We start from the raw sequence: 16,116 nt of genomic DNA, 5'->3' as shown, positions 1-16,116 counted from the left end.
CTACAAACCCGTATTATTTCTAAATAATTTGATTGCAATTGCCAGAAGGATGATTCCAAAGGCCTTTCGCATGATATTTAAGCCAGTTTTACCCAATAGCTTTTCTAGGTAAATGGTGTTTTTTAGAACGATATAAACAAAAATCATGTTGATTATGATTCCAACAATAATGTTTTGCGTTGCGTATTCAGATTTAAGGGATAGGAGGGTGGTTAGTGTTCCTGAGCCTGCAATTAATGGAAAGGCTAATGGTACAATAGAGGCACTTTCTGCTGCTTCTTCACGAAATAAATTGATTCCTAAAATCATTTCCATAGCGATAATGAATATTACCATTGAACCCGCTATGGCGAAAGATGAAATATCGAGACCGATGATTTTAAGCATTTCTTCCCCAATAAACAGAAAAAGAATCATTAATAAAAGAGCAACTAAAGAAGCTTTTTCAGATTGTATATGACCAACTTTATTGCGTAAGGAGATAACTACTGGAATTGAGCCAAGGATATCTATGATTGCGAAGAGAATCATAGTGACTGAAAGAATCTGTTTAAAATTGAAATTTTCCATGAACAATTCTGTTTTAATATTCTAGCATGAAGGTATTAAATTCATTTAATTAAAAAAGGTTCCAGATAAATCTGAAACCTTTTTTAATATTAAATTAATATGAAAGGATTACTCTCTATCTTTTTCGATGATTACTCCATCTCTTAGTTCTCTGACTTTACTATTCTTTTTACCGTAAATAAAGTAGATAACAACACCTAAAGCCATCCATATTCCTAAGCGGTACCAGCTTTCTGCTGGTAGGGTGTACATTAAATACACACATACTAAAATTCCCATAATTGGAACAAATGGTACCCAAGGAGTTCTAAATGGTCTTTCAATATTTGGCATGGTATGACGTAACACCATAATACCAATACAAACTAAAGTAAAGGCAAATAAAGTACCGATACTAACCATGTGGCCTAAATCTGAAACTGGTACTAATCCAGCGAAAAGACTAACAAAAACTAAGAAGAATAGATTAGTTTTCCATGGAGTACGGAAAGTTGGATGAACTGAAGAAAAGAATTTCGGCAATAAACCATCTTTTGACATGGTGTAAAATACACGTGACTGACCCATTAACATCACCAAGATTACAGAAGTATAACCTGCAAGAATTGCAATAATTAAGGCATCCTGTAAATAAGTATAACCTGTCATTGCAAAGGCTGTTGCGGCTGGCTTAGCATCACCTGCAAAGTCTTTGTAATTTACAAGACCAGTCATTACATGGGCAAATAAAACGTATAAAATAGTACAAACGATAAGGGAACCTAAAATTCCAATTGGCATACCTTTTTGAGGGTTTTTAGCTTCTTGTGCAGCTGTTGACACGGCGTCAAATCCTATGAAGGCAAAGAATACCACAGCAGCTCCAGTTGAAATACCAGACCAACCGAAGTTTTCAAACTTACCAGTGTTTTCAGGGATGTAAGGAACATAATTATCAGGATTGATATGGCTCCATCCTAAAACGATAAACATTAGAACTACAGCTACCTTTAAAATAACAAGGAAGTTATTCATGTTAGCTGAACCCTGAGTACCGCGAATTAGAACTAATGATAAAACACTTACAATAAAAATTGCAGGAATATTAATTATTCCGCCGTCAATTATAGTACCATCACCTAATTTCATTGTTTCCCAAGGGGATACGATGTACTCGTGTGGAAGGTTGATATTGTATTTGTGAAGTAATTCTAAAAGGTATCTAGACCAACTTACAGCAACAGTTGCGGCGCCTAAAGCATATTCAAGGACTAAATCCCAACCGATAATCCAAGCCATAAACTCACCCATAGTTGCATAAGAGTAAGTGTATGCACTTCCTGCAACAGGAATCATTGATGCAAACTCAGCGTAGCAAAGTCCCGCAAATGCACAAGCAAAAGCAGCTAAAGCAAAAGAAATGGTTACCGCAGGTCCAGCATTTTCAGCTGCAGCAATACCCGTAAGAGAGAATAATCCGGCACCAATAATTGCACCGATACCTAAAGCAACTAGGTTTACACTGCTTAATGAACGTTTTAATGTGCCTTCACCAGTTTGTTGTGATTCGAACATTAACTGTTCGATGGATTTTTTGTGAAACATACGAATTTGTTTGTTAAATATTTTTCTTTAAGAATTTTGATTTAATCTGAATTCAAACCTAATTAATTAAAACGGTAAAATGAAACATGAATGTACATTACCGGAATTAATTTATCACCAATGAATTGAAACTCAATAATAAGAATTATTCTTTTAATGCAGAAGGGAATTCTAATGAATTCCCTTCTGCATTTTTATTATCTTTTTATAGTATCAGTGGTGTTTACAATAGTATCAATGCTAGTATTACCAGCTTGATCCTCTGTTTTAATCACTTTAATTTCTTTTTTAACTTCCACTGTTACTTTATGGCTTACACCCTCAGAAATATGTGGAGCGATAATTAAGGATACGATTGACATTAACTTAATTAAAATATTCATCGACGGACCAGAAGTATCTTTAAATGGATCACCAACGGTATCACCAGTTACTGATGCTTTATGTGGTTCAGATTTTTTGTAATACATCTCACCATCAATTTCCACGCCTTTTTCGAATGATTTTTTAGCATTATCCCATGCACCACCAGCATTTGATTGGAACATACCCATCAAAACACCTGATACAGTTACACCGGCTAATAGTCCGCCTAAAACCTCCGGACCAAATGAAAATCCAATAATTATAGGAACGATTAATGCAATTGCTCCAGGCAACATCATTTCACGAATACTTGCTTTTGTTGAAATAGCAACACATTTTTCATATTCAGGCTTTGCTTCATATTCCATGATTCCTGGAATTTCGCGGAATTGTCTACGAACCTCATTTACCATGTCCATTGCAGCTCTACCTACAGCAGAAATACAAAGCGCAGAAAATATAAATGGAATCATACCTCCAACAAATAGTCCCGCAAGTACATCTGCCTTATAAATATCAATACGATCAATACCAGAAACACCAACAAAAGCAGCAAATAATGCCAATGAAGTTAATGCAGCCGAAGCGATAGCGAAACCTTTACCAGTTGCTGCAGTGGTATTTCCTACAGCATCTAGATTATCAGTACGATCTCTAACTTCTGGAGGTAATCCGCTCATTTCAGCAATACCACCTGCATTATCTGCAATCGGGCCAAAGGCATCAATTGATAATTGCATAGCGGTAGTTGCCATCATTCCCGCTGCTGCAATAGCAACACCATAGAAACCAGCAAAATAGAAAGACCCATAAATACCTGCAGCAAGCACAAGAATTGGAGCTACTGTAGATTCCATTCCTACTGCTAAACCTGAAATTATATTAGTTGCATGTCCTGTTGAAGACTGCTTAATAATGCTCAATACTGGTCGCTGACCCATTGCAGTATAATATTCTGTAATTAAGCTCATTAAGGTTCCAACTACTAATCCTACAACAATAGAATAAAATACATCCATGCTTGTGAAAGCGATAGCACCATCTCTTAAAACACCACCAACCATATCTCTGCTCATATACATTTCACCAGTAGGAAGCATCCATTTTACTGCGAAGAAAGAAACAATAGCTGTTAAAATAATTGATGACCAGTTACCCATGTTCAAAGCATTTTGAACGCTATCGGTTTCCTTGCTGATTCTAACGAATGCAGTTGCTACAATAGATAATATTAAACCTAAACCTGCAATAAGCATTGGTAATAGGATAGGAGCGATACCTCCAAAATTATCAATAGATACAATTTCGCGACCTAAAATCATGGTTGCTAGGATTGTAGCAACGTAAGAACCAAATAAATCGGCACCCATACCCGCAACATCACCAACATTATCACCTACGTTATCTGCAATAGTTGCTGGGTTTCTAACATCATCCTCAGGAATTCCTGCTTCAACTTTACCTACAAGATCTGCACCTACATCGGCAGCTTTGGTATAAATACCACCACCAACACGTGCAAATAATGCAATTGACTCAGCACCAAGTGAAAAACCAGCTAAAACTTCAAGAGCTTTTTCCATCTCTTTTCCGTTCACACTACCACCTGTATTAATAACATACATATTATAGAAAACTATAAATAAGCTTCCTAAACCTAAAACTGCTAGTCCCGCAACTCCAATACCCATTACACTACCACCAGTAAAAGATACTTGAAGTGCTTTGGCTAAACTTGTACGTGCAGCTTGAGTAGTACGAACATTTGCTTTTGTAGCGATGTTCATACCAATATAACCCGCTAAGGCTGAAGTAAATGCACCAATCAAAAATGAAATAGCAATAACCCAGCTTGATGTTTCCACCAAAGTACCTGAGTATGCTAATAATATAGCCGCAATTGCTGAAAAATAACCTAATACTTTCCACTCAGCCTTAAGAAAGGCCATTGCACCGTCAGCTATATAACCCGAAAGACGTTGCATGTTTTCGTCGCCAGCATCTTGTTTTGTTACCCAAGCCGATTTTATAGCCATTATTAGGATACCAAAAACGCCCATCGCGGGTATTAAATAAATCAAATTGTTTTGTAAAAACTCCATGGATATTTATCTGTTTATATAATTATATTTTCTAATACAATCGGCAAAAATAGCAGGCTTATTCTATTATTCAAATTTTGTAATTCAGAATGTTTAGCTATTCATTCAAATTTTCATCTTTTTATTATTTAAGTATCTGTTAATCAATAATTTAAATATATTATTTATTTCTAATTTTGTTTTGTTTTTTTTCTTGATGAAAGATTTTTTAGATTTTTAATAATCTTTATTGTTCACAGATTTATTTTTTAATGTATGTTTATTCTTTGAACAACAACTTTAATATGAATGAAACTATAGAACAAAATGAAATGAAGCGTGAGCTTGGTCTACTTGATGCCACTTTGCTAGTTGCTGGAAGTATGATTGGTTCAGGTATTTTTATCGTGGCTGCCGATATTACACGAAATGTAGGGTCTGGTGGCTGGTTAATTGCCGTTTGGCTCATTACGGGCTTAATGACCTTAATTGCTGCCCTTAGCTATGGCGAATTAAGTGCGATGTTCCCAAAGGCTGGTGGGCAGTATGTTTATCTTAAAGAGGCTTATAACCCGCTTGTAGGCTTTTTATACGGATGGAGTTTCTTCGCAGTAATTCAAACAGGTACAATTGCAGCAGTAGGGGTTGCATTTTCGAAATTTACCGCCTATTTATGGCCACAAGTGAGTGAAGACCTTATTCTTTTCTCTATGGGATCCTTTAAAATTTCAGCTGCACAAGTTTTAGCCATCGCTACCATTATTTTGCTAACCTATATAAATACTAAAGGAGTGAAGGGTGGTAAAATGATTCAGACTTCTTTTACACTGACTAAGTTATTTAGCCTTTTCGGACTTATAATCTTTGGTTTTATCATGATGAAACCAGAAATATGGACTAGCAATTGGGAGAATGCTTGGACTATGCAGAAATTGAGTCCCGATGGTTCTTTCCAATCTCTAACGATTGCTGCCGCTCTTGGTGCAGTTGCTGCCGCTATGGTTGGTTCTATTTTTAGTAGCGATGCCTGGAACAATGTTACTTTTATTGCTGGGGAAGTAAGAAATCCGAAAAGAAATATTGGTTTGAGTTTGTTTTTAGGGACAATGATTGTTACCATTATTTATGTGCTGGCAAATCTTGTTTACCTCGCTGTTTTACCCCTTGAAGAAATTGCTTATGCAGATAAGGATCGTGTTGCTGTTGCAGCTTCAAGTGTAATTTTTGGTAATATTGGTACTGTAATTATTGCTTTAATGATCATGGTTTCAACTTTTGGTTGTAATAATGGCTTAATTTTAGCCGGTGCTCGTGTTTACCATACTATGGCAAATGACGGTCTGTTTTTCAAGAAAACTGCCTCATTAAATAAACATGCAGTTCCAGAATTTGGTTTATGGTTGCAGTGCCTCGTAGCTTCTGTTTTATGTTTGAGTGGTAAATACGGTGACCTTCTTGATATGATTTCTTTTGTGGTGGTTATATTTTATGTACTTACCATACTAGGTATCTATATTTTGAGAGTTAAAAATCCGGAGGCAGAAAGACCTTACAAGGCTTTTGGTTATCCTTTCCTTCCTGCATTATACATCTTGATGGGTATAAGTTTCTGTATTTTATTAATTATTTATAAGCCTAATTTTACTTGGCCGGGATTCATTATCGTTCTAACAGGTGTTCCAATTTATTATATGTGGAAGGCTATGGATAAGAAAAATAGTTAATCTTTTTTGTTTTCAAATAAAAAACCGGCATCTAATTGGATGCCGGTTTTTTTTGGATTTAAAATACTGATATAAGCTATTTTTAGGTCATTTAAATGATTTCAGCAACCACAAAAGTGCTACCTCCGATAAAAATTAGGTCATCTTCTAAAGCATTTTTCTTTGCAGCATCTAAAGCTGATTGAACTGATTCATAAAAAAGGCCTTGAAGACCAAATTTTTTCGCTTCAATTTGTAGCTCTTCTGCCGATTTTGCTCTTGGAATATCTGGCTGACAAAAATAATAATGCGCCTCTTGTGGTAAAAGGGCTAATATTTTTGATATATCTTTATCCTTCACCATTCCAATAACCATATGCAGGTTTTTGAAGGTATTAAGCTCAATATTTTTTAAAACTTCTTTGATTCCATCCTCATTGTGACCTGTATCACAAATAACAAGTGGTTTTTTACTCATTGTATGCCAGCGTCCCATTAGTCCTGTGAGTGATTTAACACTGCCTAATGCCGATATAATATCTTGATCATCAATATGATAGCCCATTGATTTTAATTGCTCTAAAGCGCTTAAAACACCTCCAAGATTCTTTAGTTGATAGGATCCTTTTAAATCTAATTCAAGTTTATTAAAACTAAAAACTGAATTTTTGTTCCTTATTTTTTGATTGATATCAACTTGTAATAAATCTGTGTCAATGTTTTGGGTATTGGAACGTGTTATTTCCCATTCATCACTTGCAAAAGTGATTGGAGATTGCATTTCTGAAGCTTTATTTATGAATATTTCTTGTGTTTCGCTTTGCCTCTGACTTATAATTATGGGACTGTCACTTTTTATAATTCCAGCCTTTTCGGAAGCGATTTCTCCTAAGGAGTTTCCCAAAATATTCATGTGATCGTAACCAATATTACTAATTATACTTAATTCGGGATGAATTATATTGGTGGAGTCTAACCTGCCTCCAAGTCCGACCTCAATAATTGCAATATCAACTTTTTGCAGAGCAAAATATTCAAATGCCATAGCAACTGTAACCTCAAAAAATGAGGGTTCTAGCTCCTCAATAAATGTTTTGTTTGAGCTTACAAATTGAATAATCTCCTTCTCAGAAATCATTTCTCCGTTAATTCGTATCCTTTCTCTAAAATCACGGAGATGTGGAGATGTATATAAAGCTGTTTTATAACCCGCTTCCTGAAGTACTGCTGCAAGCATGTGAGAAGTAGAACCTTTGCCGTTCGTTCCTCCCACATGTATTGATTTGAATTTTTCTTGCGGATTCCCAAGTTTTTGGCAAAACTTAATAATGTTTTGCAGGCCTGGCTTCATCGCAGCTTTACCTTCCTTGCTAAACATCGGTAGCCGCGAGTATAAATATTGAATAGTATCCCTATAATTCATTAATGGACAATGATTTTATGGGGTAAATATCCTGAAGAGAATCCTATTCTCGAAATATGTATAGAATTAAAATGATTTTGTTTCTAAAATCACATAAGATCCAGGCATTGAAATGTCACTACTATCCTCAGCTGTGATGAAAATACGTTTTGGCGCAAATGGGGTTGTTGTTTTTAATGTTCCTTCTAATTGACTTGAAAACATGCTTTTAGAGCTTATTAATTGCCCTATATTTTTAATGCCATTTTCCTCTGTCACCATCCAAACTACATAAACAGATTTTGGATATTCAAGTCGCTCGGGCTCTGCTAAATTTTTGATTTTGATGTCGACAGAACTGTTTTTATTGCTGTCTTTTTTGATTTTAACTACTCCTTCTGCAGCTGGGACTACCGTTGAAGTGTTAAAATTGATTTTTTTTGAACATGCACTTAGTAAAGTGAAAATTACTAGCATGCTTAAGGAAGTCATAAATAGACTTCTTGAAGGGATTATTTGTATTGCTTTCATACTGTTAGAACATATTGATTAAGCAAATGTTTTGACAGATATTAAAAATATAAAAGAAAATTAATTTAATTAAAAGAAATTATTTTACCTTAAAATTAAACATAACTACACCTATTTGAACGTCGGGTGCAGAATCTAGTTTATTTAGGGAAGATCCAATAACAGCTAGTCTGCATTTCTCCCAAATAGCCTTATCGGAAAGGGTAGTTCCTTTTACGCCAGCAATTGCATTTACCACAACTCCATTTTTATCTACATAGATTCTTACTGCTACTTTTCCGTATTTCTGTCCATCATCTTTTGGAACGGTAAGATTGGTAAATTTTCTGCTTTTAAGATCTAAGGCATAGCTGCCATTACCTGAACCTCCAGCACCGTAATCAGGTGAAAGTGGATCGCCATTTGTACTACCTTGATTTCCAGCAACATTACTTGTACCATCACCCTTACCAAGGCCATCATTTTTCTTGCCCTTGTATAGCGCATTTTGGTTTACTGCAGGCTTACTATCCTTAGTTGGAGTACTTACCGATGGGTTTTTAGCAGCACTTTTTTCTTTAGTGACTATTTCAGGAGCATCTTCATTATTTTGTGTGGCAATGGCTTTATCAGTCACTTCTGAACTAACCTCATTAGATGTATTATTATCCATTACCACTTTGTCGGGAGCAACATTATTTGCATCAGGGGAGGTAGAAGGCTCCTCAACGCTCATATAATCATCACCCATGCCAAATTCGGAGGTTCCATAATTCACTATTATTCCTCCTGTGCCGCTGGTATCGGGTTCTACACGACTCGCAACAATAAAAAAGCTAATTGCCAGAAAAACAATCATTATGCCAGTTGAAATGGCATAGGCTTTCGGGTAATTATTTTCTTCTTGTGGACGGTATTCGATCATTTCTTTGTTTCTGTCGCTAAAACAAGCTTAATCTTGAGTTTATTTGCAATATCAGTGAGTTCAATTACATTTTCAATGGCAATGGTACGATCTGCATATAAAATAATGGTAAGATCAGGTGATGCTTTTTGATAAACTTCAATATTTTGATATAATTCAGATGCATTTACCTGTTTTTTCTCAACAAAATATTCCAAATCTTTAGTAATTGATACGTTTATAGTTTTTTGAGGAATTGATTGTCCGGAGCTCGACCTCGGTAAAAACAATTTTACAACATTTGGATTTGCCACAGCAGAAGCCAATAGGAAAAACAACAGCAAAAAGAACATGATATCGTTCAATGCTGAAGTATGAACCTCAACGCTTCCTCTCTGTCTTTTTCTTAAATTCATTTGCCCGGCTCCTCTAATAAATCTATAAATTCAATGGCATCTGTTTCCATTTTAAGGATAATTCGATCAACCATGATATTTAAAATATGGTATAAAACATAAGCTATGATACCAATAATTAAACCCGTTGCCGAGGTAATCATTTTGACGTAAAGTCCGCCGGAAATAGTCCCAATCTCAATTATACCCTTAACTGATACTTCATGAAAAATGGTAATTACTCCAATAATTGTACCTACGAAACCAAGCATGGGAGCAATACCAGCAATGATTCCAAGAATACTTATATTTTTTTCAAGCTTTGATACTTCAAGCTTCCCAACATTTTCAATTGCTCCTTCAATGTCTTTTATTGGTCTTCCGATTCTTAAAAGTCCTTTTTCTAACATCCTTCCAAGAGGGGTATTACTATTCCTACAGATAGCTAATGCAGCATCAAGTTTAGCTGATTTAACGCTCTGTTTAACTTGCATCATCAGGTTCATCTCATTTTTAGAAGCTTTTCTAATGGTGAGATAGCGCTCCACAAATATGACTAATCCCATGAATGCGAGTATGGCTAATGGAACCATTACCCAACCTCCTTTGAAAAGTAGTTCTATAAATCTTAACTCTTCTCCGACTGGCATCGTTTGAACGGTAGATGTTGCGGTATCAGTAATTGGACTAAGGGTATCAATTTGGAGTAAAAACATTAGTTAGATTTTTTGTTTGGTTTAATCCTGGCGATCCAGGCATCTTTATTTATTTCTTTGTGTATTCTATGTAGTTCTATTATTGCCTTCTCTTCATCTAAGAACGTACCAAGACTAATCTTTAGCATTTTGCCTGGCATATTTTCTACGATTTTTGATTTTATTCCCTTTTTGCTTAATTCTTTCATGTAAGCATCAGCTTCGCTTTTTCTATAAAATGCGGCAGAAATAATCTCAAATGTTGCAGATTCATTGTTTGAAATTGTTGCTAAGGTATCAACTCCAACTTTTATGCTAGTATCTTGAGCTTGTTGGGTACTATCAGCAATGATTGAAGCACTATCAATAAGAAGATCTAGAGAGTCGGCACTAATTTTGGTTGAATCAAGTAAAATGGGACTTTCTTCTTGACTGCTGCCTGTTGAATTGAATAATCCTTTACTTTTATCTTTAACAAATGTGTTAAATTCAGGGTTTAGGAAAAACAGGGTTGTTAGACTTAACAAAAAGATGATAAAAAGAAGGAATATTTTCAACCAAGACCTATTGGGAGCTGTTTCTTGTAAATCTAAATCTTCATTTTCGTCGCTAACTTGTTCTTGATCGGTTTCGGTTGGTTCCTCCGTAACAGCTATTTCCTGAACACTTTCTTCCTCATTTTTAATTTGCTCGCTAGGTTTTTCACTATTTTCAAACTCCTGAATAGGATTAAGTATCCAATTATTTTCTTTTGATTCTAGACTTTCAAAAGCTTCAAAATTCAGGATTCCATCTTTTTTGCGGAACTTTCCTAATTCTTTTATTTCAAATACATTTTCGTTTTCAACTCCATTTAAAATGCTTGAAATGAAGCTTTTTATTTGATCTTCTGCTGAAGAAGGACTTGTGTTTTCTTTACTAATTATATACTGAATTAGACTTGAATCTTCTGTTTCAGTCTCTTTAAAAGATATTTTATAGGTAGGAGGGTAGAAAATATTGCTGTTTTGGTCGAAAAAACCAGCAACTCTCGTTTTGGTGAATGTGCCTAAACCAGCTAGACTCACTTCATCTTGCCCACGCAACAGATCTACAATGTATTGTGCTATTTCCATTAATGGGTAAAGTTATATTTTAATTATCAAGCTGCCAAACAAAGACTTAGAAGGAGTAATTTAAACCACCGAATAAGGTAAGTCCCATTTTAGGATAAAATAAATATCTCTGGTAAGACTGTCCCATTATATTATTGGCTCTTAGGTAGACTCCAATTTTTTTATTGACTTTATATTCTGCTCCAGCACTCAAATCCATAAAACTTTTTAAAGTACTTGCTTTAAATTCTCCAGGAGTAGAATTAACTTTTGCCTTAGTTTCCCCTTGAAAAAGTAATTCTGCATTCAGATAAAGTTTCTGATTTACTTGTGCTTTCGCATTCGAAATTAATCTAAAATTTGGCTTAAACCAAGCTTCTGATTCAGTTGCTAGCTCATAATTGAAAATTTGGGCTTTTCCCCCAATTTCAAATACATCAGATGCTTTTATGTTTACTTCTCCCTCAAGTCCAAAAACCGAACTTTGTCCCTGATCATAAATTACATCAAAGCGGTTAATCTTTGTAGAATTATTCATGAAAAGCGGCATATTTTCAATGTTTTTATAAAAAGCCATGATTTTATAGCCAAAAGTAGCGCCTACATTACCATTCAAACCAGCTTCTACATTTATTTTTTCAAGAGAGTTTTTGATTCCTATGTTTTCGTTCAAAAATGGATTTTCTAATGCAATTTCGCTTAAAGATGTTTTGAGAACATCTCCATTCACTTTGGCAAAAATATTGGCATATCCTGGTAAAATAGCAAACTCGGCTGATACCGACGGGAAAATATTTAATCTTGTATTTGTGCCTAATTCCTGAACGATATTAGCTCCTAATTTTAATTTGTAAAGATCTCCTTTAAAAGTTAGGTATGGATTTGCTTTTAGTATGTTGTTTTTAATCTCATAAGAAACATCTTTTGTAGAGGTTAAGTCGGCTGAGGCATTCAAGCCCACATTAAATGAGCTTAAATCTTTGTTCAAAGATCCACTTAAAATCACAGAGCTTTCTTTAGCATCTGCAATGGTATTAAATTGATATGCCTTAATGTTTGCTGCATAATTTAATACAGGTGATTCTGTATAATTACTTATGATTTCAGCCTCAGCAGAAATTATATTATTCCGCTGTTTACTCATGTCAGGAGCAACAGCTGATGTTGGATCAAATCCATAATAGAAAAAGGAATTCCTATCGTATTTTAAATTTCCGGATGCAGCATAAGAATTTCCAATTGTTCGTCCAAAAATTCCCATTTCTTGGTTAGAAAACTGTTGGTGATCTAGATTTCCCTTTTGTGATAAATGCTTGAAATAAGCCCCTGTTTGTAGGGCTTCATCACTACCTGAGTTAACATAAATTTCGCCTTGGGCGGTATTGAAATTTCCTGCACCTAATTTTACGAAATTATTAGACAATATGCTAGCACGCTCATCTTCCATTTTCTGTGCTTGCAGTTCTTTGATATTTGAGTTGAGCTCTAGTTTTTTATCAATAATGCTATAGCTTAAAACCGGTTTAAATGGCTTTTGCTTGTCCATGTCAGGATTTCGCCTAATTTTCACAGCGTCTGCCAAAACAGGTTTATATGGTCGTACAACCTCAATTTCCTCAGTCAGAGTGTTTGCCTCTTTTGTGGCTGGGTTTTCGGTTTTTTTATCTTGTGCCTGAGTTAACATTGATAGACTAATCAAACTAACTATCAGCGAATATTTTAAAGTAGAGCTATACATTATCAATTATTTTTTTGTTAGTTTTTTTAATTTTTCTTGGGCGGTGACTAAAATATCATCTTCTTCATTCTCATAATTTTCGATTATGCTTTGAAGGGTGCTTTTTGCTTGAAAAATATCCTTCATACCCACGTAATTATCGGCTATGAGAATATATGTTTTTGCAACCCAATAATCATGTGAAGGCATTTCATTAGTAAGGTCGAATGCGGTAGCGAGAGAGGTTTTATATTGCCCTTTCAAGTATAAAATATGAGCAAGATTGTATTTAGCTTCAGCACCTGTTACTGTTTGTGTTTTTTCAGCCACTTCGGTTAAATCTTTTACAGCTTGAACCGTATCTCCAATAATTAGATTGGCTTTAGCAGAATATAAACTTGCTCTAAACAGATCTTCTTCAGACGATTTATTAGATTCTCTAATGAATTTCACATATTGAAGAGTCTCGTCTGGTAAATTCATATTTGAATATGCTTCCATTAAGTTGTTAACGGCAAAGCTGTAATTAGACTTGTATTCTGAAGTAAGTTCCAGCTTTTTTAAGTGAACAATGGCTTCATTGTATTTCTTTTGAGCAAGATAAATTTTGGAGATGCTAATGAGCGCACGTTCGGTATAATCGCTAGTCCAATCGTTCAAAATATATTCATAATCTGGAATGGCTTCATTGGGTCTCTTTAATTTCACCAAGCTTTCTGCCCTTATAAAACGAGCGTGCTTATCATGTGCGGCTTTAGGGAATTTATCGAAATATGCATTAACAGATTCGAATGTTCCTTGGTAATCTCCGTTTAAGAATCGATTATTGGCTGCTTGAAAAGTGATATTATCTTGTTCATAGGTGCTTAAATTTCCTATGCTTGTTGTATTTGCATAATCTAAAAATGAAGTGGCATCTGAATTTTGCAGATAGATGTTTTTTATCGATTCTAAAGCTAATTTAGCTTCGTCGGTAGTTGTATATTCACTTATCACACGCTTAAAGGTTGTTAGAGCCGCTTCTTCATTATCTTGATTTAGTTCTACTAACCCGATAGTAATTAAAGCACGTGGCACATAACTACTGCGAGGGTATTTTTGAATCAATTCATTTAAGCCTGTTTTTGCAATCTCAAAATCATTCTTGATGAAATAGGTATAGGGTATTTCAAAGCTTGCATCATCCGAATAGTTTGAATTTGGGAATTGTTGGAGCAAGGATTTATGAGTCGTTATTTTTATGTCATTTTGACCCTGCAATCCCTGAATCATCCCACGTTGAAATAGGGCATAGTCTTCACTATTTGTCCGGGATGCAATTATTCTATTATAATAAACCAACGCTTCATCATAATCTTTTAGCACAAAATGTGAATCTGCTAATCTTAAAATGGCATCGTTTATAGTATTTTGGTCTTTTTCATTGCCACGAAGAAAGCGCGCGAAATAAGTAGCGGCCTTTCTGTAGTTCTCATGCTCAAAAGCAGCATAGGCTAATGCGTAATGCGCATAGTTATATACTTCCGTTTTCTTTGAAGCTGTTAATGACATGAATTTTTCAAAATTATCCACCGATTCTCCAAATTTTCTAACCTCATACATTGCTTCGGCTAGCCAATAAGTTGATAATGAATGTATTTCATCATCCTCTGCATTTTTACTGGAACGCATAAACATTGAAATGGCATTTTGGAAGGCTCTTTCATTGTAAAATTCTAATCCTCTATAGTAAGTTACCTTTTGGTAAACCTCATTGGCTTCTCTATTTCTATTGGCTATAGTTTCTAAGATATCAATGGCATCTTTATAGTTTTTTGTTGTTAATAGAATTTCACTTAATAAAGTTTTAGCAGGGTCTAATTTTGGTGATTGTGGATAGGTTTTTATGAATAACTGTGTAGCATCTAGTGCAACTTGATGAAAATCAAGCTCATAGGATAGTTTAGCATAATTAAATAATCCCTCTTCTTTTAATTGTGTATCAAAGTCTAATTTGGATGCTTTAAAGAAAGCACTTCTTGCTGCTTGTTTATTGTTTGTTTTGAGGAAGGATTCTCCCAAGGCTATCATTCCACTTTGAAAATATTCATCTGCTGTTTCTAGCTTTTCTAGCTCTAGGATAGCTTTCTCATATTTTTTAAGCTTAAATGCAGTGTATCCAATCTGATAATTATCTTGATTGTTTTGAGTTTTGCCTTGATCTTTCCCTTGAAAATTATCAAAATATTGACCAGCATTTACATAATCTGATTTTGCAAAATAGGAGGCACCAACAATGCGGAACATTTCTGTTTCATACAATTGTTTACTCGATTTTAAGACGGGTATGGCATAGCTTAAAACATCATCATATCGATTATCTAGAAAATAAAGGGCGGAAATATAGTATGGATAACTATTTTCATACAGTTTTGATCCTTTTAAACGCTCGAATTCAACTAATGCTCTTTTATAATCCTTCTGTAGGTAGCTGATGTACGCGAAATAATAAATAGATTGTTCATTATAAATGCTTTTTTCATCTTTTAATTGATGAAAAATAGCTTTTGCTTGATCATATTCTTTATTTTCAAAATAGGAGTAAGCAAGTTTATAGCGGTATTCTGAGGACTCTTTTCCTATTAAATCATTGTCTTCTAACTTTTTAAGCCATTCAATAACCTTGGGATAGTTTTTTTGAGCAAAATAATATCTTCCAACATGGTAATAGGCAAGTTTGGTGTAATTATTTGCAGGATAGGTATTTATAAAATTTAGAAATAAAGATTCTGCATCACTATTCCCTAATTCTAGTGCACAAAGGGCGATAAAATAATGTGCATTCTCTTTAATTAAACCATTTTCTAGGTTTGCTTCGGGTTTTACACTTGATTTTTTATCGTTTTTTAAAACATTATTAAATTGATTTGATGCAGCAGCGTATTTTCCACTTTCAAGCAATTCAAGTCCGCTTTTATAATGTTTGTTTAGATCAAACCAAGCATTTTGTTGAGCAAAAGCTGGAATTGATAAAAGTCCAATAATAAGTGTGATGATTGTGTATTTTCTGAGCATAAATAAGCAAAATTATAATCTCTAATTTAATCTAAACTGGT

12 protein-coding genes are annotated in these 16,116 nt (G+C 34.6%); 1 reads left to right on the top strand and 11 read right to left on the bottom strand.

Annotation, left to right across the window (positions count from 1 at the left end; translation table 11 throughout):
- The 3 genes from QZ136_RS09290 to QZ136_RS09280 all read right to left on the bottom strand — a co-directional run bounded on the left by QZ136_RS09290 (nucleotide 1) and on the right by QZ136_RS09280 (nucleotide 4,622).
- Nucleotides 1-570, bottom strand: a complete 570-nt coding sequence (locus QZ136_RS09290; RefSeq protein WP_291402718.1) for a MarC family protein — start codon at nucleotides 568-570, stop codon at nucleotides 1-3.
- Nucleotides 571-678: 108 nt separating this feature from the next.
- On the bottom strand, nucleotides 679-2,154 hold the full coding sequence (locus QZ136_RS09285) for an amino acid permease (RefSeq protein WP_291402716.1): 1,476 nt from the start codon (nucleotides 2,152-2,154) through the stop codon (nucleotides 679-681).
- 197 nt (nucleotides 2,155-2,351) lie between these two features.
- A complete protein-coding gene (locus tag QZ136_RS09280) occupies nucleotides 2,352-4,622 on the bottom strand; it encodes a sodium-translocating pyrophosphatase (RefSeq protein WP_291402713.1) in 2,271 nt (756 codons plus the stop codon).
- Between the two features lie 284 nt (nucleotides 4,623-4,906).
- Here QZ136_RS09280 and QZ136_RS09275 point away from each other — a divergent pair, with 284 nt between their 5' ends.
- Complete coding sequence (locus QZ136_RS09275) at nucleotides 4,907-6,325, top strand: amino acid permease (RefSeq protein ID WP_291402712.1); 1,419 nt, start codon at nucleotides 4,907-4,909, stop codon at nucleotides 6,323-6,325.
- Nucleotides 6,326-6,416: 91 nt separating this feature from the next.
- Here QZ136_RS09275 and QZ136_RS09270 read toward each other — a convergent pair whose 3' ends face one another.
- The 8 genes from QZ136_RS09270 to QZ136_RS09235 all read right to left on the bottom strand — a co-directional run bounded on the left by QZ136_RS09270 (nucleotide 6,417) and on the right by QZ136_RS09235 (nucleotide 16,075).
- Nucleotides 6,417-7,727: a folylpolyglutamate synthase/dihydrofolate synthase family protein gene (locus QZ136_RS09270; protein WP_291402709.1), complete on the bottom strand. Its 1,311-nt coding sequence runs from the start codon at nucleotides 7,725-7,727 to the stop codon at nucleotides 6,417-6,419.
- Nucleotides 7,728-7,793: 66 nt separating this feature from the next.
- Complete coding sequence (locus QZ136_RS09265) at nucleotides 7,794-8,237, bottom strand: hypothetical protein (protein ID WP_291402707.1); 444 nt, start codon at nucleotides 8,235-8,237, stop codon at nucleotides 7,794-7,796.
- Nucleotides 8,238-8,316: 79 nt separating this feature from the next.
- Entirely contained in the window at nucleotides 8,317-9,141 is an 825-nt protein-coding gene (locus QZ136_RS09260; protein ID WP_291402705.1) for an energy transducer TonB, read from the bottom strand.
- Nucleotides 9,138-9,536: a biopolymer transporter ExbD gene (locus QZ136_RS09255; RefSeq protein WP_291402704.1), complete on the bottom strand. Its 399-nt coding sequence runs from the start codon at nucleotides 9,534-9,536 to the stop codon at nucleotides 9,138-9,140. Before QZ136_RS09255 ends, QZ136_RS09260 begins: the two co-directional genes overlap by 4 nt.
- Complete coding sequence (locus tag QZ136_RS09250) at nucleotides 9,533-10,231, bottom strand: MotA/TolQ/ExbB proton channel family protein (RefSeq protein ID WP_291402702.1); 699 nt, start codon at nucleotides 10,229-10,231, stop codon at nucleotides 9,533-9,535. The genes QZ136_RS09255 and QZ136_RS09250 overlap by 4 nt, the downstream gene beginning before the upstream one ends.
- Nucleotides 10,231-11,325 (bottom strand): hypothetical protein, encoded by a 1,095-nt coding sequence (locus QZ136_RS09245; RefSeq protein ID WP_291402700.1) that lies wholly within the window; start codon nucleotides 11,323-11,325, stop codon nucleotides 10,231-10,233. The genes QZ136_RS09250 and QZ136_RS09245 overlap by 1 nt, the downstream gene beginning before the upstream one ends.
- Nucleotides 11,326-11,371: 46 nt before the next feature.
- Nucleotides 11,372-12,988: a TonB-dependent receptor gene (locus QZ136_RS09240; RefSeq protein ID WP_291402698.1), complete on the bottom strand. Its 1,617-nt coding sequence runs from the start codon at nucleotides 12,986-12,988 to the stop codon at nucleotides 11,372-11,374.
- A gap of 60 nt (nucleotides 12,989-13,048) precedes the next feature.
- On the bottom strand, nucleotides 13,049-16,075 hold the full coding sequence (locus QZ136_RS09235; RefSeq protein ID WP_291402696.1) for a tetratricopeptide repeat protein: 3,027 nt from the start codon (nucleotides 16,073-16,075) through the stop codon (nucleotides 13,049-13,051).
- Nucleotides 16,076-16,116 lie beyond the last annotated feature (41 nt).

The sequence above is a fragment of the Daejeonella sp. genome (assembly GCF_017495225.1).
Taxonomy (GTDB): Bacteria; Bacteroidota; Bacteroidia; order Sphingobacteriales; family Sphingobacteriaceae; genus Daejeonella.
Note: the sequence above shows the minus strand (reverse complement) of the source record. Positions and strands in the feature narration are given on the sequence as shown.

Excerpts from the sequence above, each read along its gene's own strand:
- QZ136_RS09290 (WP_291402718.1), bottom strand. The coding sequence starts at position 570 with ATGGAAAATTTCAATTTTAAACAGATTCTTTCAGTCACTATGATTCTC.
- QZ136_RS09285 (WP_291402716.1), bottom strand. The coding sequence starts at position 2,154 with ATGTTTCACAAAAAATCCATCGAACAGTTAATGTTCGAATCACAACAA.
- QZ136_RS09280 (WP_291402713.1), bottom strand. The coding sequence starts at position 4,622 with ATGGAGTTTTTACAAAACAATTTGATTTATTTAATACCCGCGATGGGC.
- QZ136_RS09275 (WP_291402712.1), top strand. The coding sequence starts at position 4,907 with ATGAATGAAACTATAGAACAAAATGAAATGAAGCGTGAGCTTGGTCTA.
- QZ136_RS09270 (WP_291402709.1), bottom strand. The coding sequence starts at position 7,727 with ATGAATTATAGGGATACTATTCAATATTTATACTCGCGGCTACCGATG.
- QZ136_RS09265 (WP_291402707.1), bottom strand. The coding sequence starts at position 8,237 with ATGAAAGCAATACAAATAATCCCTTCAAGAAGTCTATTTATGACTTCC.
- QZ136_RS09260 (WP_291402705.1), bottom strand. The coding sequence starts at position 9,141 with ATGATCGAATACCGTCCACAAGAAGAAAATAATTACCCGAAAGCCTAT.
- QZ136_RS09255 (WP_291402704.1), bottom strand. The coding sequence starts at position 9,536 with ATGAATTTAAGAAAAAGACAGAGAGGAAGCGTTGAGGTTCATACTTCA.
- QZ136_RS09250 (WP_291402702.1), bottom strand. The coding sequence starts at position 10,231 with ATGTTTTTACTCCAAATTGATACCCTTAGTCCAATTACTGATACCGCA.
- QZ136_RS09245 (WP_291402700.1), bottom strand. The coding sequence starts at position 11,325 with ATGGAAATAGCACAATACATTGTAGATCTGTTGCGTGGGCAAGATGAA.
- QZ136_RS09240 (WP_291402698.1), bottom strand. The coding sequence starts at position 12,988 with ATGTTAACTCAGGCACAAGATAAAAAAACCGAAAACCCAGCCACAAAA.
- QZ136_RS09235 (WP_291402696.1), bottom strand. The coding sequence starts at position 16,075 with ATGCTCAGAAAATACACAATCATCACACTTATTATTGGACTTTTATCA.